This window comes from Aeromonas diversa CDC 2478-85 (assembly GCF_000819805.1).
Taxonomy (GTDB): Bacteria; Pseudomonadota; Gammaproteobacteria; order Enterobacterales; family Aeromonadaceae; genus Aeromonas; species Aeromonas diversa.
The window spans coordinates 1-22,024 of sequence record NZ_CDCE01000027.1 but is presented as its reverse complement, the minus strand read 5'-3'; the positions used below and the strand labels follow the sequence as shown (position 1 = coordinate 22,024).

General features: G+C 63.9%; 19 protein-coding genes. 8 read left to right on the top strand and 11 right to left on the bottom strand.

Features of this window, described 5'->3' with window-relative positions; translation table 11 throughout:
• Nucleotides 1-207: 207 nt before the first annotated feature.
• On the top strand, nucleotides 208-363 hold the full coding sequence (locus BN1121_RS20030) for a hypothetical protein (protein WP_197065753.1): 156 nt from the start codon (nucleotides 208-210) through the stop codon (nucleotides 361-363).
• A 162-nt stretch (nucleotides 364-525) separates the two neighbouring features.
• Here BN1121_RS20030 and priA read toward each other — a convergent pair whose 3' ends face one another.
• The gene (priA, locus tag BN1121_RS08640) at nucleotides 526-2,733 is read right to left on the bottom strand and encodes a primosomal protein N' (protein WP_081606401.1); all 2,208 of its coding nucleotides are present in this window, start codon (nucleotides 2,731-2,733) and stop codon (nucleotides 526-528) included.
• A 149-nt stretch (nucleotides 2,734-2,882) separates the two neighbouring features.
• Between priA and rpmE the strand changes: the two genes are divergently transcribed.
• From rpmE to BN1121_RS08625, 3 genes are all read left to right on the top strand, one after another.
• Complete coding sequence (gene rpmE, locus BN1121_RS08635) at nucleotides 2,883-3,098, top strand: 50S ribosomal protein L31 (protein WP_005349471.1); 216 nt, start codon at nucleotides 2,883-2,885, stop codon at nucleotides 3,096-3,098.
• A 94-nt stretch (nucleotides 3,099-3,192) separates the two neighbouring features.
• Entirely contained in the window at nucleotides 3,193-4,626 is a 1,434-nt protein-coding gene (locus BN1121_RS08630; RefSeq protein ID WP_005349472.1) for a DUF2867 domain-containing protein, read from the top strand.
• Between the two features lie 188 nt (nucleotides 4,627-4,814).
• Nucleotides 4,815-6,059 carry a malic enzyme-like NAD(P)-binding protein gene (locus BN1121_RS08625; protein WP_005349473.1) on the top strand — a complete coding sequence of 415 codons (1,245 nt, stop codon included), beginning with the start codon at nucleotides 4,815-4,817 and terminating at the stop codon, nucleotides 6,057-6,059.
• Between the two features lie 78 nt (nucleotides 6,060-6,137).
• Here the strand turns inward: BN1121_RS08625 and BN1121_RS08620 are convergent, their stop codons facing one another.
• The 9 genes from BN1121_RS08620 to BN1121_RS08580 all read right to left on the bottom strand — a co-directional run bounded on the left by BN1121_RS08620 (nucleotide 6,138) and on the right by BN1121_RS08580 (nucleotide 17,622).
• Nucleotides 6,138-6,320: a hypothetical protein gene (locus BN1121_RS08620; protein WP_005349474.1), complete on the bottom strand. Its 183-nt coding sequence runs from the start codon at nucleotides 6,318-6,320 to the stop codon at nucleotides 6,138-6,140.
• Nucleotides 6,321-6,374: 54 nt separating this feature from the next.
• Nucleotides 6,375-7,700 (bottom strand): two-component system sensor histidine kinase RstB, encoded by a 1,326-nt coding sequence (rstB, locus tag BN1121_RS08615; protein WP_005349479.1) that lies wholly within the window; start codon nucleotides 7,698-7,700, stop codon nucleotides 6,375-6,377.
• 39 nt (nucleotides 7,701-7,739) lie between these two features.
• Nucleotides 7,740-8,447, bottom strand: coding sequence for a two-component system response regulator RstA (gene rstA / locus BN1121_RS08610; RefSeq protein WP_005349482.1), 708 nt, complete (start codon nucleotides 8,445-8,447; stop codon nucleotides 7,740-7,742).
• 68 nt (nucleotides 8,448-8,515) lie between these two features.
• On the bottom strand, nucleotides 8,516-9,763 hold the full coding sequence (locus tag BN1121_RS08605) for an ABC transporter substrate-binding protein (protein ID WP_005349484.1): 1,248 nt from the start codon (nucleotides 9,761-9,763) through the stop codon (nucleotides 8,516-8,518).
• Nucleotides 9,764-9,765: 2 nt separating this feature from the next.
• Nucleotides 9,766-11,211 carry an ATP-binding protein gene (locus tag BN1121_RS08600; protein WP_005349487.1) on the bottom strand — a complete coding sequence of 482 codons (1,446 nt, stop codon included), beginning with the start codon at nucleotides 11,209-11,211 and terminating at the stop codon, nucleotides 9,766-9,768.
• The gene (locus BN1121_RS08595) at nucleotides 11,208-11,933 is read right to left on the bottom strand and encodes a response regulator (RefSeq protein ID WP_005349489.1); all 726 of its coding nucleotides are present in this window, start codon (nucleotides 11,931-11,933) and stop codon (nucleotides 11,208-11,210) included. The genes BN1121_RS08600 and BN1121_RS08595 overlap by 4 nt, the downstream gene beginning before the upstream one ends.
• A gap of 212 nt (nucleotides 11,934-12,145) precedes the next feature.
• Nucleotides 12,146-13,309, bottom strand: a complete 1,164-nt coding sequence (fadA, locus tag BN1121_RS08590; RefSeq protein ID WP_005349491.1) for an acetyl-CoA C-acyltransferase FadA — start codon at nucleotides 13,307-13,309, stop codon at nucleotides 12,146-12,148.
• 21 nt (nucleotides 13,310-13,330) lie between these two features.
• Nucleotides 13,331-15,478, bottom strand: coding sequence for a fatty acid oxidation complex subunit alpha FadB (gene fadB, locus BN1121_RS08585; RefSeq protein WP_005349493.1), 2,148 nt, complete (start codon nucleotides 15,476-15,478; stop codon nucleotides 13,331-13,333).
• Nucleotides 15,479-15,681: 203 nt separating this feature from the next.
• On the bottom strand, nucleotides 15,682-17,622 hold the full coding sequence (locus BN1121_RS08580; RefSeq protein ID WP_005349496.1) for an acetoacetate--CoA ligase: 1,941 nt from the start codon (nucleotides 17,620-17,622) through the stop codon (nucleotides 15,682-15,684).
• A 188-nt stretch (nucleotides 17,623-17,810) separates the two neighbouring features.
• Between BN1121_RS08580 and pepQ the strand changes: the two genes are divergently transcribed.
• Genes pepQ through hemG form a run of 4 tightly spaced genes read left to right on the top strand, consistent with a single transcriptional unit; the run spans nucleotide 17,811 to nucleotide 21,763 of the window.
• Nucleotides 17,811-19,133 (top strand): Xaa-Pro dipeptidase, encoded by a 1,323-nt coding sequence (pepQ, locus tag BN1121_RS08575; RefSeq protein WP_005349497.1) that lies wholly within the window; start codon nucleotides 17,811-17,813, stop codon nucleotides 19,131-19,133.
• Nucleotides 19,130-19,741, top strand: coding sequence for a YigZ family protein (locus tag BN1121_RS08570; RefSeq protein WP_005349500.1), 612 nt, complete (start codon nucleotides 19,130-19,132; stop codon nucleotides 19,739-19,741). The genes pepQ and BN1121_RS08570 overlap by 4 nt, the downstream gene beginning before the upstream one ends.
• Before the next feature lie 31 nt (nucleotides 19,742-19,772).
• Nucleotides 19,773-21,230: a TrkH family potassium uptake protein gene (locus BN1121_RS08565; RefSeq protein ID WP_005349501.1), complete on the top strand. Its 1,458-nt coding sequence runs from the start codon at nucleotides 19,773-19,775 to the stop codon at nucleotides 21,228-21,230.
• 8 nt (nucleotides 21,231-21,238) lie between these two features.
• Nucleotides 21,239-21,763 (top strand): menaquinone-dependent protoporphyrinogen IX dehydrogenase, encoded by a 525-nt coding sequence (gene hemG / locus BN1121_RS08560; protein WP_005349502.1) that lies wholly within the window; start codon nucleotides 21,239-21,241, stop codon nucleotides 21,761-21,763.
• Nucleotides 21,764-21,812: 49 nt separating this feature from the next.
• Here the strand turns inward: hemG and BN1121_RS20200 are convergent.
• A partial coding sequence (locus BN1121_RS20200; protein WP_231553023.1) for a hypothetical protein occupies nucleotides 21,813-22,024 on the bottom strand: 212 nt, incomplete at its 5' end.

Sequence of the window (22,024 nt, the reverse complement as noted above, 5' to 3'; positions counted from 1 at the left end):
GATCTGGGTGTGGCCCAGCAGAGAAGACCGGAGCGGCGGCAATCTGCTTTCATCCCAGGGCCATCATGACGCTAATCGCCATCTTGGATTGAACGTTTATTGTTCAATCGTTTTTTTGATGGACCCTCTCTCCCGACCCGACTGTCTAAACTGGTGAGGGGCTATCCCGTCGGCCAGTCTGACACCCATTCAGGGAAGGAGAGTGTGATGGACAAACTTGACCACGAGATCGACACCCTGCGCCATGAGCAGGAGTTGCAGCATCAGAAACAGGCCCAGGAGCGCTGGCAGGCTCGTATCGACGAACTGGAGCGTGAGCGCCATGAAGAGCCCAGCGGCGAGTCCGGCTCGGCAGACCACTAAACCAAGAGTCAGAGGGCCCCACAGGGCCCTCTCTCTTTGGGGGGTTACTCGCCCGTGTTGTTGATCCGATCGCAAATCTCCTTGGCCATCAGTAGCTCGCTACTGCTGTAGCTGGCGGCGTACTTCACCTGATACTCGATGCCGGCCAGTATGACGCAGTGGCTAGCCCAACTCGATGGGGTCCACGTCCACCACCCAGCGCACCCGTTTGGTCTCGGGCCAGGCTTCCAGCTCGGTGATGACCCACTCCAGCAGCTGGGCCAGGGCGGCGCGGACCGGCGCCTGCACCATCAGGTGCATGCGGTACTTGCCGGCCTTACGCTCCATGGTGGCGCTCAGAGGGCCGATCACCTGCAGCCCCGGCAGGCGTGCCAGGCGCAAGGTCTCGGCGAGGCGGGTCAGAAAGCCGTGCACCTCGCTCTGGCCGGTGGCCTCGGCCTTGAACAGGGCCTGGTGGCTGAAGGGGGGCAGGCTCAGCAGACGGCGCTCCTTGAGGGCGGTGTCGGCGAAGTGGTCGTAACCGTTCTGGGTCAGGTCCTGCAGCAGGGCATGCTCCGGATGGTGGCTCTGCAGCACCACCAGCCCCGGCTTGCTGGCCCGCCCGGCGCGACCGGCCACCTGGGTGTAGAGCTGGGCGAGGCGCTCGGCGGCGCGAAAATCCGCCGAGAAGAGGGCGCCGTCCACGTCGATGAGACCGACCAGGGTGACGTCGGGGAAGTGGTGCCCCTTGGCCAGCATCTGGGTGCCGATGAGGATCTTGTAGTGACCGCTCCTGATCCCCTCCAGGTGGCTCTCCAGCTCCCCCTTGCGGGCCGTGCTGTCGCGGTCGATGCGTACCACTGGATAGTGGGGAAACAGGGTCGTCAGCAGCTGTTCGAGCTGCTCGGTACCGACTCCGGAGCCGATCAGCTCATGGCTGCCGCACTCGGGGCAGGAATGGGGCAGGGGCCGCACGCTGTCGCAGTGGTGGCAGTGCAGCCGTCGCCCGGCCTGGTGCCAGGTGTACCAGGCGTCGCACCGCTCGCAGGCGGCGCTCCAGCCGCACTGGTGGCAGATCAGGGCCGGCGCATAGCCGCGCCGGTTGAGAAACAGCATCACCTGGTTGCCGGCGGCCAGGTGCTCGGCCATCAGCCGCTCCAGCTGGGGCGAAAGCCCGGCCTGCAGTCGCACATTCTTGATGTCCAGAATCACCTGGCGCGCCTTGGTGGCGTTGCCGGCGCGCCGGGTCAGGCGCAGGTGGTGATACTTGCCGCCGCGGGCGTTATGCAGACTCTCTAGCGACGGAGTGGCCGAGCCGAGCAGGATCGGGATACCGGCCCGGTGGGCGCGCATCACGGCGAGATCCCGGGCGTGGTAGCGGAACCCCTCCTGCTGCTTGAACGAGGCGTCGTGCTCCTCGTCGATGATGATGATGCCGAGACGCTTGAAGGGGGTGAAGACGGTGGAGCGGGTGCCGATGAGGATGGCGGCGCCCCCGTCACGGCAGGCGAGCCAGGCGTCGAGCCGCTCCCGGTCGTTCATCCCCGAGTGCATGGCCACCACAGGCACGTTGAAACGGCGCTTGAAGCGGTTGATGGTCTGGGGGGTGAGGCCGATTTCCGGCACCATGACCAGCGCCTGTTTCCCTTCCCGTAGCAGGGGCTCGAGGATGCTCAGGTACACCTCGGTCTTGCCCGAGCCGGTGATCCCCTCGAGCAGGAAGGCGTTGAAGCGATCCCGCTGGCTGGTGACCGCCGAGACCGCCAGTGCCTGCTCTGTGCTCAGATGCAGGGCGCCGTCACAGCTGAGGCGCTCGGCCCAGTCGGTCGGATGGCTGGGTTCCAGGCTGCGCCTCTCGACCAGCCCCTTCTTCTCCAGCGCCGTGACGGCGGCGGATTGCACCTCCTCCTGGCGCAGGGCCGAGGGGGTTTGCGGCCCCTGACGCAGCAGGGCCAATGCCTGTTGCTGCTTGGGTGCGCGCTTGAGCTCGTTGATATCGCAGGCTTGCCCGGCCTCGGTGGCGAACCAGAACTCCAGCTCCCGATAGGCGGCCGGCTCCCCCTTGCGCACCAGCACCGGCAGGGCCACCGCCAGCACCTCACCGAGGGGGTACTGGTAGTAGCTGGCGCTCCACTGCATCAGGGCCAGGATATCGGGGCCGAGCACGGGGGTGGCATCGAGCACCTGTTTGACCGGTTTGAGCTTCTCCCTAGGCAGGGCGCTCTCGGTCGGGTGGTCGACCACGAGTGCCACCAGGGTCTGGTGGCCGAAGGGGATCTCGACCCGGCAGCCGGGAGTCGGAAGGGGACGAGGACAGAGATAGTCGAAGGGACGGCGCAGGGGCACCGGCACGGCGACACGAACCAGATCCAGCTTGTTGGAGGAATTCACCAAAGATTGCCTATTTTTTCCGCGGGGCCACTTGCCTGAGCTCAGGCGTTTCCTATATTATTCGCTGCCTTTGAAACTGTGTTCAATAATCGTGTGGTGTCCGACCCAAGGCTCGGATGGCGACACGGCTTATATCTTAGAGGTTGTCCATGAAAGCTGGTATCCATCCGGAATACGTTGAAATCACCGCCAAGTGCTCTTGCGGTAACATCATCAAGACTCGCTCCACCATCGCCAAGGATCTGAACCTGGACGTATGCTCCGAGTGCCACCCCTTCTACACCGGTAAGCAGAAGGAAGTGTCCAGCGGCGGCCGCGTAGACAAGTTCAACAAGCGTTTCGGTGCCCTGGCTGGTAAGAAATAAGCCACACTGAGTCGAAAAAAAGCGCCCATCGGGCGCTTTTTTTGTGCCCGGCTTTCTCCTAAGGTGGGGTGCAATCGCACCCGAGGAGAATCTGATGCGGACCTGTCTGGTCATGGGGGCCGCCGGCTATGTCGGCTCCTACCTGGTACCCCACCTGCTCGCGCAGGGCCATACCGTCATCGCGGCCGCGCGCCGCCCCTGCCGTCTGCCACCCGGGGTCGCCTTCCGGCACGCCGACAGCCTGGACCCGGCCACCCTGGGCCCGGCCCTGGCAGGGGTCGATACCGTCTTCTATCTGGTGCATGCCATGGGCGCTGGCCCCGGTTTTCATCGCCTCGAGCAGCAGGGGGTGAAGAACTTCGCCGCCGCTGCCCGCGCCGCCGGGGTGCGCCGCATCGTCTACCTCGGCGCCATCCAGCCGGAACGCTGCGAGAGCCGCCACCTCAACTCGCGGCGCCTGTGCGGCGAGCTGTTTCGGGCCGCCGGCGTGCCGACCGTGGAGCTGCGCGCCGGCATCATCATAGGTCCGGGTTCGGCCGCCTTCGAGGTGATGCGCGATCTGGTGTTCAACCTGCCCCTGATGGTGACCCCCAAGTGGGTACGCTCGCGCACCCCGCCCATCGCCCTCTCCAACCTGCTCTACTACCTGGCCGGCCTGATCGAGGCCGAGGGGGTCGACGGGACCATCCTCAACGCGGCCGGTCCCGCGCTGCTCAGCTATCAGCAGCAGCTCGAGCGTTTCGCGGCCCACATCGGCAAGCGCTGCCCGATCCTGCCTATCCCTTGGCTCACCCCGCGTCTGTCGGCCTGGTGGCTGCAGTTTGCCACCTCTGTGCCCCAGCCGGTGGCCAAGGCGCTGGTGGGTGGGCTCAAGCACGACATCCCGGCCGACGATGGACCGCTGCGTGCCCTCTTGCCCCAGCGCCTGCTCGATTTTGACGAGGCCCTCGGCGAGGCGCTCGGCCTCGAGCAGCGCCTCGGTGCCGAGCAACACGGAGAAGAAACCCCCCTCGGCCTGCGCTGGCGCCATCCCGAGTACGGCTTCTATGACCGCACCGCGAGTGGCACCGCCCTCTCCCTCGCCCCGCCGGAGGCACTGTGGCAGGCGCTGCAGGGGCTCGGTGGCGAGCGACGCTACTTCTACATGAACGGCCTGTGGAGCGTGCGCGAGTGGATGGATCACCTGATAGGCGGTCCGGCGCGCCAGTACGGGCGCAGCGACCCGACCCGCTTCACCAAGGGGGACAGGCTCGACTCCTGGGAGATCCTGGGGGTGGAGGAGGGGCGACGGCTCGATCTGCTGTTCAACATGAAGGCCCCCGGGGTGGGGCGGTTGGAATTTGTCATCGTTCCCGAGCGATCCGGCCTGACCCGGCTCACCGTCACCGCCCACTGGCACCCGCAGGGGGCCTGGGGGCTAGGCTATTGGATCGCCATGCTGCCGTTCCACCTCTTCATCTTCCAGGGGATGACCGAGGCGATCGCCAAGCTGGCCGAGACCCAGAGTGGCATTCCGGTGCTGGACTGATTGATACCTCCAAGTTGGTAGTTGATCGCAGGATAAGCTGCGGCGGTGCTGGTCCGCCCAGGCTTTTTGGCCATATTATCTGCTGGGCATGGGGAACCCTTTTCTTTATGATCCTACCCCTCGCCGGCTTGCCGGCGGGGCAAAACACAACTATTACGTGAAAATCCAATACCGTATCGGGGTTCCCCATGTCCGATCTGCGCCAACAGGCACTCGACTACCACGCCCTTCCCGTACCCGGGAAGATTGCCATCGAACTCACCAAGCCGGCGGAGACTGCCCGCGATCTGGCGCTGGCCTACAGCCCGGGCGTGGCCGAGCCGGTGCGCGAAATCGCCGCCAACCCGGATGATGCCTACAAGTACACCGCCAAGGGCAACCTGGTGGCGGTCATCTCCAACGGCACCGCCATCCTGGGGCTGGGCAACCTGGGACCGCTCGCCTCCAAGCCGGTGATGGAGGGCAAGGCCCTGCTGTTCAAGCGCTTTGCCGGCATCGATGCCATCGACATCGAGGTCAAGCACCGCACCAATGAAGAGTTCATCAACACGGTGGCGGCCATCGCCGACACCTTCGGTGGCATCAATCTGGAAGACATCAAGGCGCCCGAGTGCTTCGCCATCGAGCAGGCCCTGATCGAGCGCTGCAACGTGCCTGTGTTCCACGATGATCAGCACGGCACCGCCATCGTCACCGCCGCCGGTCTGCTCAACGCCCTCGAGATCCAGGGCAAGCGCATCGAAGAGAGCCGCATCGTCTGCATGGGGGCCGGCGCCGCCGCCGTCGCCTGTATGGAGCTGCTGATCAAGTGCGGCGCCATGCGCGAGAAGATCTACATGCTCGACCGTAAGGGGGTGATCCACACCCGCCGCGACGATCTGAACGAGTACAAGGCTCTGTTCGCCAACAACACCGACATGCGTACCCTGGAAGAGGTGATCAAGGGAGCGGACGTGTTCGTCGGCGTCTCCGGCCCGGACGTGCTGCCGGTCGAGGCGGTCGCCCTGATGGCGCCGAACCCGGTCATCTTCGCCTGCTCCAACCCGGATCCGGAGATCAGACCCGAGCTGGCCAAGTCGGTGCGTGACGATCTCATCATGGGCACCGGCCGTTCGGATTACCCGAACCAGATCAACAACGTGCTCTGCTTCCCCTTCATCTTCCGCGGTGCCCTGGACGCTCGCGCCAGCCGCATCAACGACGCCATGAAGGTGGCCGCGGTCGAGGCGATCCGCGCCCTGGCCAAGGAGCCGGTGCCGGCCGAGGTGCTGCGTGCCGCCGGGGTGGACGCCCTGTCGTTTGGTCGCGACTACGTGATCCCCAAGCCGATGGACGCCCGCCTGCTGCCGCGCGTCGCCCGCGCCGTGGCCCTGGCTGCGGTGGAATCCGGCGTGGCGCGTATCGAGCTGCCGGCCGACTACATGCTGGCATGAGCCAGGGTTCAGATACCCTGAAAACAGAAGGGGCCCCATGTCGGGGCCCCTTCTCATTACGGGAGCTTGGTCGATAGATTACTTGGTCTTGGGGGCTACCTTGACGGCAGGCGTCTTGGCGTGGGCCGCCTTGTGATGCTTTTTCACGACCTTGGTCTGGGTCGCTTGGGGGGCGGCAGCCTTGGCCGGTGTGGCCGCCATGGTGAAGCCGGAGGTCAGGGCGAAGAGAGCAGCCAGGCTCAGGGGGATCAGCTTTTTCATTTTCCAGTTCCTCGTGCGGGTTGATGACATGGAGGCTTGCTCCATGACTTCATCCTAGGGCTGCTTCGCCAACGGTTCAGTGAGCGGCTGGTGACGGTTTGTATCCATATGTACAGGCAGCGTCAGGCAGAAGTGGGCGCCGCCGATGCCAGGCAGTAGCTGGACGTCGCCACCGTGGCGGCGGGCTATGCTGCGCACTATGGCCAGCCCCAGCCCGGCACCACCGGTGCGGCGATCGCGACTCTCGTCGAGGCGCACGAAGGGCTCGAAGATGCGGCTGGCGTGCTCCATCGGGATGCCGGCCCCGTCGTCTTGTACCTCCACCAGACAGGCCTCCGGGCCCAGGCTCAGGGTCAGATGCACCGCCTGGTGGGCATGGCGCAGGGCGTTGCGCACCAGGTTCTCCACCGCCCGGGTCAGCAGCCGCTCATCCCCGCACCAGGGGAGGGGAGAGTCCGGGCAGTGCAGGGTCAGCGACTTGTCCGGGCTGAGGGCCTGCCAGTCGAGCAGGTGAAGCCTGGCCCAGGCGCAGAGTTCGATATCGACCGGCTGCAATGGCATCTCGGGGCGATCGAGGCGGGCGTAGGTGAGCATCTCGTCGATCAGGGTGTCGAGGGCGGCCAGGTCTCGCGCCAGGGCCAGCCGCTCGGTCTCGGGGGGCGGCGGCTCGAGCATGGCGAGGCGATACTGCAATCGCACCAGGGGGGTGCGCAGCTCATGGGCGATGGCGTCGGTGAGTTGTTTCTTGCCGTTGATGAGCGTCTCCAGCTGGGCGGCCATCTGGTCCAGGGTCTGACCCATGCGCGCCAGGCTGCTGCCGGCGGGAAGTCGGCTGCGGGCGGTGAGATCCCCGCGGCCGAGGCGCCGGGCAGTCTGCTCCAGAGCCAGCAGACCGTGCCAGTGAGGGCGTAGCCAGAGCAGGATCGGCAGGCCGAGGGAGAGGCCGATGGCCAGCAACAGGCCGACGTCGACCCAGTGCAGCTCATGCAGATAAGAGAGATAGGGGACGGGGCCGACGATCAGCACCTGATCGGTGCCGGGGATGCGCTGCAGGAAGGTGTCATCCTCTTTGACGATGACGATGTTGCCCGCCTCGAGAAAGGCCTGGTCCTCACTGGCCAGGGGCTGGTTGGTGAGGGCCCCTATCTGCAACGGCAGGGTGAGCTGGCGGCTCTGCTCTGCCAGGCGGGTGCTCCAGTGCTGTGGCGGCAGACGGGCCAGCTCGCCGGTGAGCAGGCCGAGGGAGCCTTGCATCATCCGCTCCAGATAGCGATCCCCCGCCCGTTCGGCGCTGACCTGGTAGACCATGCCGACCAGCAGGATGGCCAGGGTGAAACAGCCGATCAGCAGCAGATAGAACTGGATGAACAGACGACGCATGGACGACTTCTCCCGTGGTTGGCGAGCCGCAGGCTCCGGTTATTCCCAGGCGTGGGGGACCAACAGGTAGCCCTTCTGGCGCACCGTCTTGATGCGGGTCGGGTTATTGGTGTCATCGCCCAGCTTGCGTCGCAGGCGCGAGATGGCCACATCCATGCTGCGATCCTGGCCGTCGTAGTCGCGGCCGCGCAGATTGCGAAACAGGGCGTCGCGCCCCAGGATCTGGCCGGCGTGGCAGGCCAGTTCCCACAACAGGTCAAAATCGGCGGTGGAGAGCGGGATACTGTCGCCATCGAGGCGCACGTCTCGCCCCGGGCCGTCGATCTGCAACCGGCCGAACCGCAGGCGCTGGGGTGAGGTGTTCGGCGCGACCGGCTGTGGTGCCTGCCCCTGCTGACGGAACTGGACCCGCAGCCGGGCCAGCAGCACGGAGGGGGGCGTGGTCTTGAGGATGTAGTCGTTGGCCCCCAGCTCCAGGCTGAGGATCTGGTTCATGTCGCTGTCGAGCGAGGTGAGCATGACGATCGGGCCGGCAAAGCGCGGGCGCAGATCCCGGCATAGAGAGAGGCCGTCCTGGCCCGGTAACATGATGTCGAGCAGCACCAGATCGGGCCGCACCTCCTCCACCCTGGCCAGGGCCCGATCCCCACGCGGCTCGAGGATCACTTCCATCTCGTGGCGAGATAGCCAGCCAGTGACCAGCTGGCCGATATCGGGGTCGTCTTCAACAAACAGGATGCGATGCATGGGGCCACCATCTCGGGTCGGTCTGTTGACAGCATACCCGGCTGGTGACCATAGGGAAGAGGCGCTTATTAACCCTTGGCCGAACGGATGACGCGACCGATGCGTTCTGCGGTGGCCTTGGCATCGCCGGCGGGATCGTTGAAGAAGGCGGCCAGCACGTCCATCAGTGCCTGTTGCAGCGGGGTCGGCAGGGCCATCCCCTCGGCGATGCTGGGGAGCAGGGCGCCTCCCTGTTGCGCCTGCTCGAAATCCGCTTGGGAGCGAATGGCGCAGCGGTCGAATCCCTTCATGGGGACCTTCTCCAGCGCAGGGATCGAGCCCTTGGCCTGGTTGAAGCGGGCCTGGAAGTCGGGACGCATGATGAGCTCGGCCAACTCACTCTGGGCCTGGAGTTGGGCCGGCTCACGCACCTTGAACATGGCGATGGAGTCGATGTTGTAGCTGAAGAGCCCCTGGCTGCCCGGGGCCGGCAGGCAGAGGATATCTTCGCCGGGGCGATAGTTGCCGGCACTCAGCTCTCCCTTCACCCAGTCCCCCATCACCTGCATGGCGGCGCCGCCGGTCTCGAGCAGGGTGGTGGCCTGGTTCCACTTCAGACCGACGAACTCCTGCGGCACGAAGGGGCGCAGCTGCTGGAAGCGCTCCAGCACCCGGATCATGTCGGGGCCGGTCAGGGTGGCGGGGTCGAGTGCGAGGAAGGCCCTGCGGTAGAACTCGGCCCCCCCTTCACCGAGAGCCACCGACTCGAACAAGACCGCAAGCTGCCAGGGCTCGTTGCCGATGGCGAGCGGGGTGATCCCCTTGGCCTTCAGCCGTCCGGCCAGCGTGATGAAGCTGGGCCAGTCGGTCGGGGGCTGCAGGCCGGTTTCGGTGAGCAGGCGGCGGTTGATCCAGAGCCAGTTCACCCTGTGGATGCCGGTCGGCACCGCCACCAACTCGCCGTCCGGGCTCAGGGTCTGGCGCACCAGGGGCGGCATGGCCCGATACCAATCGAAGTGCTCTGCCATGGGGTCGAGCGGACGCAGGAAGCCGAGTCCGGCCCACTCGCGCAGCTCGATCCCCTTGAGGTGGGCCGCCTGGGGCGGGTTGGCCGCCAGGGCCCGGCTTTTCAGCACCGTCATGGCGCTCTTGCCGCCCCCGCCCTGAATGGCGAAGTCCTGCCACTGGTTACCCTCGGCCTTCCACATGGACTTGAGCACCTCGACGGCGCGCGCCTCCCCCCCCGAGGTCCACCAGTGTTGAACCTCCACCTGGGAGGCGTGGGCGGCCGAAGTGGCGAGCAGGGTGCAGAGCAGGGGATACAGCGTCGTTCTCATGGTCATTGCCGTGGCAGGGAGAGGGTGGCCTGCAGGCCGCCGGTCGGTCGATTTTCCAGCACCAGATCGCCGCCGTGGGCGTGGGCTATGTTGCGGGCGATGCCGAGCCCCAGGCCGTTGCCCGGTTGCTCGGTGTCGAAACGATAATAAGGCTCGAAGATGCGGTCGAGCAGCTCTTCGGGCAGGCCGGGGCCCTCATCCATGATGAAGAGGATCAGCATCTCGTCGTCGTCGAGGAGGATGATGCGCACCTTCTTGCCGTACTTGATGCCGTTGTCGACCAGGTTGGCGATGCAGCGCTTGAGGGCCAGCGGCTTGCCCCGGTAGCCATGCTTGCAGCGCCCCTCTATGGTGAGCCGCTCCTCACGCAGGTTGAGGCTCTCGGCCAGCTGGTCGAGCATGGCGTTGATGTCGATCTGCTCTATGTTTTCGTGGATATCGGTGTCTTTCACCGTCTGCAGCGCCCCCTTCACCATCAGCTCCAGCTCGTCGAGATCCTTGCTGAACTTGGCGATCTGAACCTCGTCATCGAGCAGCTCGACCCGCAGTCGCAGCCGGGTGATCGGGGTCTTGAGATCGTGGGAGATGGAGCTGAACAGCCGCTCTCTATCATCGATATAGCGCCGGATGCGATGCTGCATGATGTTGAAGGCACGGGTAGCCGCCACGATTTCCGAGGCGCCCTCTTCCTTGAGAGAGGGCTGGTCTATGTCCTTTCCAAGATTGGCGGCGGCCTTGGCGAGGCGGCGCAGGGGACGGGTCTGCCAGCGCACCAGCATGAAGGTGAAGAAGCAGAGGAACACCGTCATCAGGGCGATGAAGCGCACCTGGTTGGCCGGCATGACGGTGTCGTCCAGGGTCATGTAGGGGGCCGGCAGCAGGGCCGCCAGGTAGAGCCATTCGCCGCGCTTTATCTCGATCTGGATCACCAGCACCGGCGGATTGATGGGTTCGAGCGACAGGGTGTAGCGGGCCCAGGAAGAGGGCAGATCCGCCAGCAGGGTGTCGTTGTTGAAGACGTGCAGCTCCTCGGGACGCGAGAAGTCCACCTTGATCGCCATGGTGTCGGAGAGCTTGTTGCCCAGGATGGTTCGCACCTCGCCCAGCACCACCGCCTTGCGCTCGCTGTCGGGGATGGAGTTGACTCTGATCTCCTCCTCGTTGAGCGACACGAAGAAGCGACTGCCCCCCATATTGCGCAGCTGATCCAGCGCGATATGCCGGTATTGCAGGGGAAGCGACTTGAAGAAGCTGACGGTGGAGGCCGCCGACATGGCCAGGTTGCGGGTGGTGCTGAGCATTCCCTCCAGCTCCCGCTTCTGGATCTGTTGCATCCAGATCCCGGTGAGGATGGTCTGGGAGAGCAGGATCGCCAGCAGCAGGAGCAGCAGCATGCGCGACAGCAGGGAGCGCGGCACCAGAGGAGACCACCACCGTTTGGCGTTCATGCGTCCTCGAACACCTCGGCGATCAGCATGTAGCCGCTGCCACGAATGGTCTTGATGATGCGCGGGCTCTTGCCGTTGTCACCCAGCTTCTGGCGCAGCCGGCTGATCTGCACGTCGATGCCGCGCTCCATGGGCAGGCTCTCGCGACCACGAGTGGCGTCCGAGATGGTATCCCGATCCAGCACGGACCCAGGCTGCTGCAGGAACATGGCCAGCAGCATGAAGTCGCTGCCCGACAGATCGAGTTTGCTGCCGTCTTCGTGGGTGAGCTGGTGGCTCAAGGTGTCCAGCGTCCACTCGGCGAAGCGCAGCCGGCGCGGCAGCTCCTTCTCCTTGACCTCGGGCTGACGGAACTCGGCCCGACGCAGCAGCGCCTTGATGCGGGCCTGCAACTCGCGCGGGCTGAACGGCTTGGCGATGTAGTCGTCGGCACCGAGCTCGAGGCCGATCACCCGGTCGGTCTCGTCGGAGGCGGCGGTCAGCATGATGATGGGAACCTGAGAGTCGCGACGGATCTGTTGGCACAGGGTGAAGCCGTCATCCCCCGGCATCATGATGTCGAGGATGATGAGATCCGGGCTGTGCTGGGCCAGCTGGCGGCGCATCTCGTTCCCTTCGGCGGCGGTGAGCACCTCGAACCCGGCGCGGGTCAGGTATTCGTTGAGCAGCTCACGAATTTCCTGATCGTCGTCGACGATCAGCAGCTGTTTGCTCAGTGACATAGGCGTGTGCATCCATTTTTTTGTGCAGATTGAACCCGTCGGGGGCACAAAAAGCAAGCAGACCTGCCCACCATTGTGAGTGGCTGGGCACTCCTTGTGCATATAGCCATGGTTGCGGAAAGAAAAAAGGCCGATTCGATGAATCGGCCAATAAGGCGCATGGATCCGCGTGTTACCACTGCATCGGGGCACCGTGTTGCCCCGCGCATGACTCAGATGCGCTCAAATACGGTGGCGATGCCTTGGCCGAGGCCGATGCACATGGTGGCGACCCCCAGGGTGGCGTCCTTCTCCTCCATCAGATTGATCAGGGTGGTGGAGATACGGGCGCCGGAGCAGCCGAGCGGGTGACCCAGGGCGATGGCGCCGCCGTTAAGGTTCACCTTCTCGTCGACCTGATCCAGCAGGCCGAGATCCTTGACGCAGGGCAGGGATTGGGCGGCGAACGCCTCGTTGAGTTCGAACAGATCGATGTCGTCGACGCTCAAACCGGCACGCTTGAGGGCCTTCTGGGTCGCCGGCACCGGGCCGTAACCCATGATGGCGGCGTCACAGCCGGCCACCGCCATGGCGCGGATGCGGGCACGGGGGGTGAGGCCGAGGGCGCGGGCGCGATCCAGGCTCATCACCAGCATGGCGGCGGCGCCATCAGACAGGGCCGAGGAGGTGCCGGCGGTGACGGTGCCGTTGGCCGGGTCGAACACCGGACGCAGCTGACCCAGGGTCTCGATGGTGGTCTCGGGGCGGATCACCTCGTCATAGTCGTAGAAGAAGCGGGCGCCGTTGGCGTCGTGCCCCTCCAGTCCGACGATCTCCTTGGCAAAGCGCCCTTCCACCGTGGCGGCGTGAGCGCGCTGGTGGGAGCGGGCGGCGAAGGCGTCTTGCTGGGCGCGGCTGATGCCGTGCAGCTTGCCGAGCAGCTCGGCGGTCAGCCCCATCATGCCGGAGGCTTTCGCCACCGACTTGGCCATGCCCGGATGGAAGTCGACCCCGTGACTCATGGGCACGTGACCCATGTGCTCGACGCCGCCGATGATGAAGATGTCGCCGTCACCCACCTGGATGGCGCGAGAGGCGTCGTGCAGCGCCTGCATGGAGGATCCGCACAGGCGGTTGACGGTGACCGCGCCGACCTGCTTCGGGATGCCGGCCAGCAGGGCGGCGTTACGGGCGATGTTGAAGCCCTGCTCCAGGGTCTGCTGTACGCAGCCCCAGTAGATGTCCTCGATCTCGTTCGGGTCGAGGGCGCCGTTACGCTTGAGCAGTGAGCTCATCAGGTGCGCGGAGAGATCCTCGGCGCGCACGTTGCGAAAAGCCCCGCCCTTGGACCGCCCCATGGGGGTCCGGATACAGTCGACAATGACTACGTCTTTCATGAATGGGTCTCCTTTCCGCAATCAGTAGAAGGTCTTGCCCTGGGCCGCCATCTCGCGCAGCTGGTTGCTGACGCGATAGAGGGGGCCCAGATCCGCGAACTGGTCGGCCATGGCCACATAGCGATCCAGGCCAATGGTGTCCAGATAGCGGAACACGCCACCACGGAAGGGAGGGAAGCCCAGACCGTAGACCAGGGCGATGTCCGCCTCGGCCGGAGTCGCGATGATCCCCTCTTCGAGGCAGAGCACTACCTCGTTGATCATGGGGATCATCATGCGGGCTATGATGGTCTCCTTGTCGAAGGCCTGCTGCGGCTTGGCGATCGGGGTCAGCAGCTCGTAGGCCGCGGCGTCGGCCACCTTCTTCGGCTTGCCCTTTTTGTCGGCCTCATAGGCGTAGAAGCCCTTGCCGTTCTTCTGACCGAAGCGGTTCGCCTCGTACATGACGTCGATGGCGGTACGGCCATCCTTGGTCATGCGGGTCGGGAAGCCCTGGGCCATCACGTCTCCGGCATGGTGACCGGTGTCGATGCCGACCACGTCCAGCAGGTAGGCCGGGCCCATGGGCCAGCCGAACTCTTTTTCCATCACCTTGTCGACGGCGGCGAAGTCGGCGCCGTCGGCGACCAGCTTGTTGAAGCCGAAGAAGTAGGGGAACAGCACCCGGTTGACGAAGAAGCCCGGGCAGTCGTTGACCACCACAGGGGACTTGCCCATGGCGGCAGCATAAGCCACCACACGGTCGATGGTTTCGTCCGACGTCTGCTCGCCACGGATGATCTCCACCAGGGGCATGCGGTGCACCGGGTTGAAGAAGTGCATGCCGCAGAAATTCTCGGGACGCTTGAGCCCCTTGGCCAGCAGGGAGATGGGGATGGTGGAGGTGTTGCTGGCGAGCACGGCGTCGTCACCGAGAACGGCTTCCACTTCACCCAGCACGGCGGCCTTCACCTTGGGATTCTCGACCACGGCCTCGACCACCAGATCCACGCCCTTGACGCTGTCATAGCTGAGGGTGGGGGTAATGGCGGAGAGCACCTGGCCCATCTTGATGCCGTCGATGCGGCCCTTCTCGAGCTGGCCGTTGAGCAGCTTGGTGGCTTCGCCCATGCCCAGCGCCAGCGCCTTCTCGTTGATGTCCTTCATCACCGCCGGTATGCCCTTGCTGGCAGACTGGTAGGCGATACCGCCCCCCATGATGCCGGCACCAAGCACGGCGGCGTGGCTGGTGGCCTTGCTCGCCTGCTTGGCGGACTGCTTGGCCAGGGCCTTGATGTGTTGGTCGTTCAGGAAGATGCCGACCAGGGCCTTGGCGACGTCGGTCTTGGCCAGCTTGATGAAGGTGGCGGCCTCGGCGGCCAGCGCCTCGTCACGACCCATGCCGGCGGCGGTCTCTACCGTCTTCACGGCGGCCATCGGCGCCGGATAGTGCTTGCCCGCGACGGCGGCAACCATGCCGGCGGCGGTGCTGAAGCTCATCATGGCTTCCAGTTTGGAGAGGCGCAGCGGCGCCTTCTTGGCGGCGCGGCGGCCCTGCCAGTCGAGCTTGCCGGCGGCGGCGTCTTTGATCATCTGCACCGCCGCGACGGTCAGGGCGGCGGGGGCGACCACGGCGTCCACGGCGCCCACCTTGAGGGCGTCATCGGCACGGTAGTCCTTGCCGGTGGTGATCCACTCCAGCGCGTTGTCGGCGCCGATCACGCGCGGCAGGCGCACAGTGCCGCCAAAGCCAGGCATGATGCCGAGCTTGGTTTCGGGCAGGCCGATCTTGGCCGTGGTGTCGGCCAGGCGGAAGTCGGTGGAGAGGATGGTCTCGCAGCCGCCGCCCAGGGCGTGGCCCTTGATGGCTGACAGGGTCGGGACCGGCAGATCTTCGATGGCGTTGAAGATGTCGTTGGCCTTCTTCAGCCAGCCGAGCAGTTCGGCGTCCGGCAGGGCGAACAGCTCGAGGAATTCGGTGATGTCGGCGCCGACGATGAAGGCGTCTTTACCGGAGGTGAGGATCAGGCCACGCAAGTCGGCTTGTTGCTGTAATGCGGTGATCGCTTCGCTCAGGGAGAGCAGGGTGGCGCGATCGAGCTTATTGACTGAACCTGGTGCGTCGAACCTGAGTTCGGCAATGCCGTCTTCCAGGTAGCGGACCGACAGGGTTTCGCCTTGGTAGATCATGAGGGTCTCCTTGTTCCCGGCAGGTTGCGGGGATGGCTCCTTGTTCTCCCCCTGAGGGGACGCAGCTCAATATTGATCCATCAAGCGACATTTTCAACACCTATTTTAAACATTCGTTTAACACAGCTTGGTGCAAAGGCTCTAATGGCGCGCCTCCCATGAAAAAGGCGCCTTGAGGCGCCTTCGTAAAGTTGTGAGCGAGATCAACTGGCCAGCTCCTGGCGGTCCCGGTATTCGTCGAGCACCTCGGGGTTGGCGAGGGCGTGGGTGTTCTTCACCGGCCTGTGGTGCACCACCTCGCGCACCGCCAGCTCGACGATCTTGCCCGACTTGGTGCGCGGGATGGCGCTTACCTGAACGATGCGGGCCGGCACGTGACGCGGGGTGCAGTGGCGCCGCACCTGCTGGCGGATCCGCTCGCGCAGGGTATCGTCCAGAGTCAGGCCATCGCGCAGGCGCACGAACAGCACCACCCGCTCGTCCTGCTGCCACTGCTGGCCGATGACGATGCTCTCCTCCACCTCGTCGAGTTGCTCCACGTAGCGGTAGATCTCGCTGGTGCCGATGCGCACGCCACCCGGGTTGAGGGTGGCGTCGGAGCGGCCATAGAAGAGGATGCCGTCGTGCTCGGTCAGCTCGATCCAGTCGCCGTGACACCAGATGTTGTCGAAGCGCTCGAAGTAGGCGGCATGATACTTCTCGCCGTTCTCATCTCCCCAGAAGCCGATGGGTTGGGCCGGGAAGGGCTTGGTGCAGACCAGCTCGCCCTTTTCACCCTGCACCGGCTTGCCCTCGTCGTTGAACACCTGCACTGCGAGGCCGAGGCCGCGCCCCTGGCTCTCGCCCCGATAGACCGGGCTCATGGGGTTGCCGAGCACGAAGCAGGAGCAGATGTCGGTGCCCCCCGAAATGGAGGCGAGTTGCACGTCCTGTTTGATCTGCTGATAGACGTAGTCGAACCCCTCGGGGGAGAGCACGGAGCCGGTGCTGCAAACAAGGCGCAGCTGCGGCAGGGCGTGGGTCTTGATCGGGGCATAGCCCTGCTTGTGCAGGGTATCGAGGTACTTGGCCGAGGTGCCGAACAGGGCGACCTCCTCATCCCGGGCAAGATCCCACAGCACCTCGCCGTCCGGGTAGAAGGGGGAGCCGTCAAACAGCACCAGGGTGGCGCCGGAGGCGAGCGCGCTGGCCAGCCAGTTCCACATCATCCAGCCGCAGGTGGTGAAGTAGAAGATCCGCTCTCCCGGCTTGATGTCGCAGTGGAGCTGGTGTTCTTTCAGATGCTGTAGCAGGGTGCCGCCGATGCCGTGCACGATGCACTTGGGCTTGCCGGTGGTGCCGGAGGAGTAGAGCACGTAGAGGGGATCGTTGAAGGCGCGCTCGATGAATTGCAGGGGGGGCGCCTCGCCCGCCTGCAGGGCCGTCCAGTCGACCCAGTCGCCCGGCGAGTCATCGAGCCCGAGCAGGGGCACCATCACCACCCGGCGCACGCTGTCGATGGCACGCACCACCTCGGCCACCTTGCCGCGGATGTCGATAGCCTTGCCGCCGTAGCGGTAACCGTCGCTGGCGATCAACACCACGGGGCGAGTCTGGCCGAAACGCTCGATCACGCTCGCCTCGCCAAAGTCCGGACTGGTGGAGGTCCACACCGCGCCGAGGCTGGCGCTGGCCAGCATGGCGATGATAGCCTCGGGTATGTTGGGGAGGTAACCGGCCACCACGTCGCCGGGTTGTACCCCTTCGCCGCGTAGCCAGTGGGCGAGGTGGGCTACCGCCTGGTGCAGCTGGTGCCAGCTGAGGGTGCGGCGCGAACCATCCTCGAGCCGGCTGATGATGGCGAGGCTGCTGTCATCGCGTCGCAGCAGGTTTTCGGCGAAGTTGAGCCGGCTGTCGGGGAACCAGCGGGTGCGGGCCATCTCCTGGCGGTTCTCTGCCACCACGTCACCGAGCCGACCAACCACGCCGCAGTGCTGCCACACCAGAGGCCAGAAACGGGTGGTCTTCTCCACCGACCATTGCCACAACTGGGGATAGGTTTGCAGTTGGAGTCCATGGAAGCGGTTAACCTGTTCCATGAACTGATACATGTTGGAGTGGCGGATGCGCTCCGGGCTTGGTTGCCACAGGCAGGCACTGTTCATGAGAGATCCCTTTCTCGACGGTCTGGCAGCAGTTTATCGGTTTGTTTTGCATTTGTTAATGAATGTGGTTTGTCTGGTGTGCGCCGAGCGTCACCTTTGCGTGACATCACGAACCGGGGGCGTGGCGGGTCGAGCCTGTGCCATCAAGATGTTATGCTGGTGTGATTGAACCAGCCGGAGCCCGATCCATGAGCAGCTACAGCCAACTCTATGTGCAACATATCGAGACCCTACAGCGGCGCACCCGCGACATCCTGGCCCAACAGGGACTGGAGGGGTTGGCCATTCACTCCGGTCAGAGTCTGCGAGTTTTCCTCGATGACCAGGATTACCCCTTCAAGGTGAATCCTCACTTCAAGGCGTGGCTACCGGTGCTGGACAACCCTCACTGCTGGCTGCTGGTCGATGGCCACAGCAAGCCGGTGCTGCTCTTCTACCGGCCGGTCGATTTCTGGCACAAGGTGCCGGATCTGCCGAGTGCCTTCTGGGTCGAGCAGTTTGATATTCGCTTCCTGACCCGCCCCGAACAGGTGGCCGATCACTTGCCAGCCCAGCGGGCTAACTGGGCCTATATCGGTGGGCACCTGGAGGTGGCCGAGCTGCTTGGCTTCAGCCAGCCCAATCCGGAAGCTGTGCTCAACTACCTGCACTACCATCGCGCCTACAAGACCGACTACGAGCAGGAGTGCCTGCGCGAAGCCAACCGCATCGGGGTTCGCGGTCACCTGGCGGCGCGTGATGCTTTCCTGGCCGGCGCCAGCGAGTTCGAGATCAATCTGGCCTACATGAAGGCGGTCGGGCAGGGAGCCTCTGATGCACCCTACGGCAACATCGTCGCCATCAACGAGAACGCGGCAGTGCTGCACTACACTCATCTCTCGCACCAGCGCATCGCCGACGTGGATCGCCATTCCTTCCTCATCGATGCCGGAGTGGACTTCCACGGTTATGCCTCGGACATCACCCGCACCTGGGCCTGGCGGCGCGGCCTGTTTGCCGATCTGGTCGCCGCTCTCGAGGTGCAACAGCAGGAGGTCATCGGCGAGATGCGTGCCGGTCTGCGCTATACCGAGCTGCACCTACAGATGCACAGGCGCATCGCCCGCCTGCTCAAGGAGTTCGAACTGGTGGAGATGTCGGTCGAGGGGGCGGTAGAGAGCGGTGTCACTGCGGCCTTCTTCCCTCACGGGCTTGGTCACCATCTGGGGCTACAGGTGCATGATGTAGGGGGCTTTATGCAAGATGAGCGTGGCACTCATCTGGCCGCCCCCGAGGCGCACCCATTCCTGCGCTGTACCCGGATCATGGAGCCGCGTCAGGTGTTTACCATTGAGCCGGGACTCTACTTCATCGACTCCTTGTTGGCGCCGCTCCAGAGTGGCGAGCATGGTCGTGCGATCAACTGGGAGCGGGTGGATGCCCTGCGCCCGTGCGGCGGCATCCGGATCGAGGACAACGTGCTGCTCCACGAGCACGGGACAGAGAACCTGACCCGTCAGGCCGGTTTGTGACCGATTATCCCATTCCCGGCGAGGCGGTGACGTGGAGCGAGGAGATCAAGAAGAGTCGCTTCATCACTCTGCTGTGCCACACGCCGGATGTGGAGGCGGCGCGGGCCTGGATTGCGAAGGTGCGTGCTGACCACCCGGCGGCACGCCACCACTGCTGGGCCTATGTGGCCGGAGCCCCGGACGATAGCCAGGTGTATGGCTTCAGCGACGATGGCGAGCCTTCGGGCACCGCGGGCAAACCCATGCTGGCTCAACTGATGGGGTCTGGAGTAGGGGAGATCTGTGCCGTTGTAGTGCGTTACTACGGTGGGGTGCTGCTCGGCACGGGTGGGCTGGTCAAGGCGTATGGCGGTGGGGTCGGTGCCGCCTTGCGCCAGATGCCTCGGGCGATCCGGCGAGCCATGGTCTCGACCCGGCTTCAGTGTGAATACGGGGACATGGCGCTGATTGAACACCTGCAGGGGCAGTTCGACGGGGTGACCGAGGTCGCTGACTATGGTGCCCGGGTCAGTCTGCAACTTGCCTGGCCTGCCGAGCACCTGGCCCAGGTCACCGCCCTTCTGACCGAGCGTAGCCAGGGACGGCTCCTCCTCTCTACCTCGTTTTAGCCAATCACCACACTGGAGGCGTCTTTTCGGAATGCAGTTTCGGAGCCTGATCCGTATCGTCGGTCTATTGGTCGGTATCTTCAGCTCAACCATGCTGATCCCGGCATTGGTCGCCTATCTCTATCGTGACGGAGGAGGGATCGAGTTTGTCCTCTCTTTCTGTATCTCTCTGGCCATTGGTTTCTTGCTCTGGTTCCCCAACCGCTATCAGAAGCGGGACTTGAGAGCCAAAGAGGGCTTTCTCATCGTCGTTCTCTTCTGGACCGTGCTGGGCAGTATGGGGGCCTTGCCCTTCCTGCTGGGGGACGTACCGGCCATGACGGTCTCTGAGGCCTTCTTCGAATCTTTTTCCGGGTTGACGACGACCGGCGCGACCGTGCTCACCGGCCTCGATACCCTGCCCAAGGCGTTTCTCTTCTACCGGCAGTTGCTGCAGTGGTTGGGGGGGATGGGGATTATCGTGTTGGCAGTGGCGATCCTGCCGTTGCTCGGTATCGGTGGCATGCAGCTCTACCGGGCCGAGATCCCGGGGCCAGTCAAAGACAACAAGGTGACACCACGCATCGCCGAGACGGCCAAGGCGCTCTGGTATATCTATCTCTTGATCACCATTCTCTGTGCCCTGGCATTTTGGGCTGCCGGCATGGATATGTTTGATGCCATCTGTCACTCCTTCTCGACCGTGGCTATCGGTGGCTTCTCTACTCATGATGCCAGCATGGGCTATTTCAACAGTCCGGCGATCAATCTCATTACTGTGGTATTTCTGCTGATCGCCGGCGTCAATTTCAGCCTGCATTTCGCCGCCTTTGTCCATGGCCCCACGCGCTTGGGAGTCTATTGGCGAGATCCCGAGGTGAAGACCTTTCTCGGGGTGCAGGTGGTGCTGACCCTCATCTGTTTCTTGATCCTGCTCGATCACAAGGTCTACGCATCGGCGACGCAAGCGCTGGATCAGGCCCTGTTCCAGTCGGTCTCTATTTCGACCACCGCAGGCTTCAGCACCACCAGCTATGCCGACTGGCCCCTGTTCCTGCCGGTGTTGTTGATGTTCTCCTCCTTTATCGGCGGTTGTGCCGGTAGCACAGGGGGAGGCATCAAGGTCATGCGCATCATGCTGTTGCACATGCAGGGGATGAGAGAGCTCAAGCGGTTGGTGCACCCCAGAGCAGTCTATCGGCTTAAGCTGGGTAAAAAAGCCATCTCGGAGCGTGTGATTGAAGCCGTTTGGGGGTTCTTCGCTGCCTATGCCACTATCTTTGTGCTCTGCATGTTGGGACTGATCGCCACCGGTATGAGCGAACTCACTGCCTTCTCGGCGGTGGCCGCCACGCTCAATAATCTTGGCCCAGGTCTGGGGGAGGTGGCGCTTCACTTTGGCGAGAGCACGGCGGCAGCAAAATGGATCATGATCCTGGCCATGTTGTTCGGCCGATTGGAAATTTTTACGCTTCTGGTACTGTTTACTCCAGCATTCTGGCGTTGTTGAGGTAGCTGATGGACAAGGTTTTGGTGCTTTACTCTTCCCGTGACGGTCAAACCAAGAAGATCGTCGATGTCATGGCCGAGGAGATGGCTGGCCACGAAGTGGTGATGATGGATCTCCATGCCATGCCAAAGTGCAATTTGAGCAAGTACGCCAAGGTATTGATCGGCGCCTCTATTCGCTACGGTCATTTCCACCCCAGCCTGATGGGTTTCATCTATGCGCATCAGGAGCAGCTCGAAGTAGCCAATGCCGCCTTCTTCTGTGTCAATCTCACGGCCCGTAAGCCTGAGAAGGCGACGCCGGCCACCAACGCCTATATGAAGAAGTTCCTGCGCCAGTCGCCCTGGAAACCCAAACTGCTTGGCGTCTTCGCTGGTGCCCTGCTCTACTCGCGCTATAACTGGTGGCAGACACTGATCATCCAGCTCATCATGAAGCTGACCGGAGGGAGCACGGATACCAGCCGTGACATCGAATTCACCGATTGGGAACGGGTTCGAGGCTTCTGTCGCGAGTTTATGGCCCGCCGGTGAGGCGAAAAGCGACAGTTTGTTGAAATAAAGCGCATTCGGATGGCGTTTTTCATAAAACGCCATTTTTTTGCAAATTTCCCCTTGCCAGCAGAACTGAACTCCCTATAATGCGCCTCCGTCGACAGGGCAACGCCGCCACAGCAGCGAGCCGGTCGATGTGAGAAAAAGCCTTGAAAAATAAGGCTTGACTCACCAGGCGGGAAGCGTAGAATGCCACTCCCGTTGCGATGCAAATCGCACTGTTCTTTAACAAATTGAATC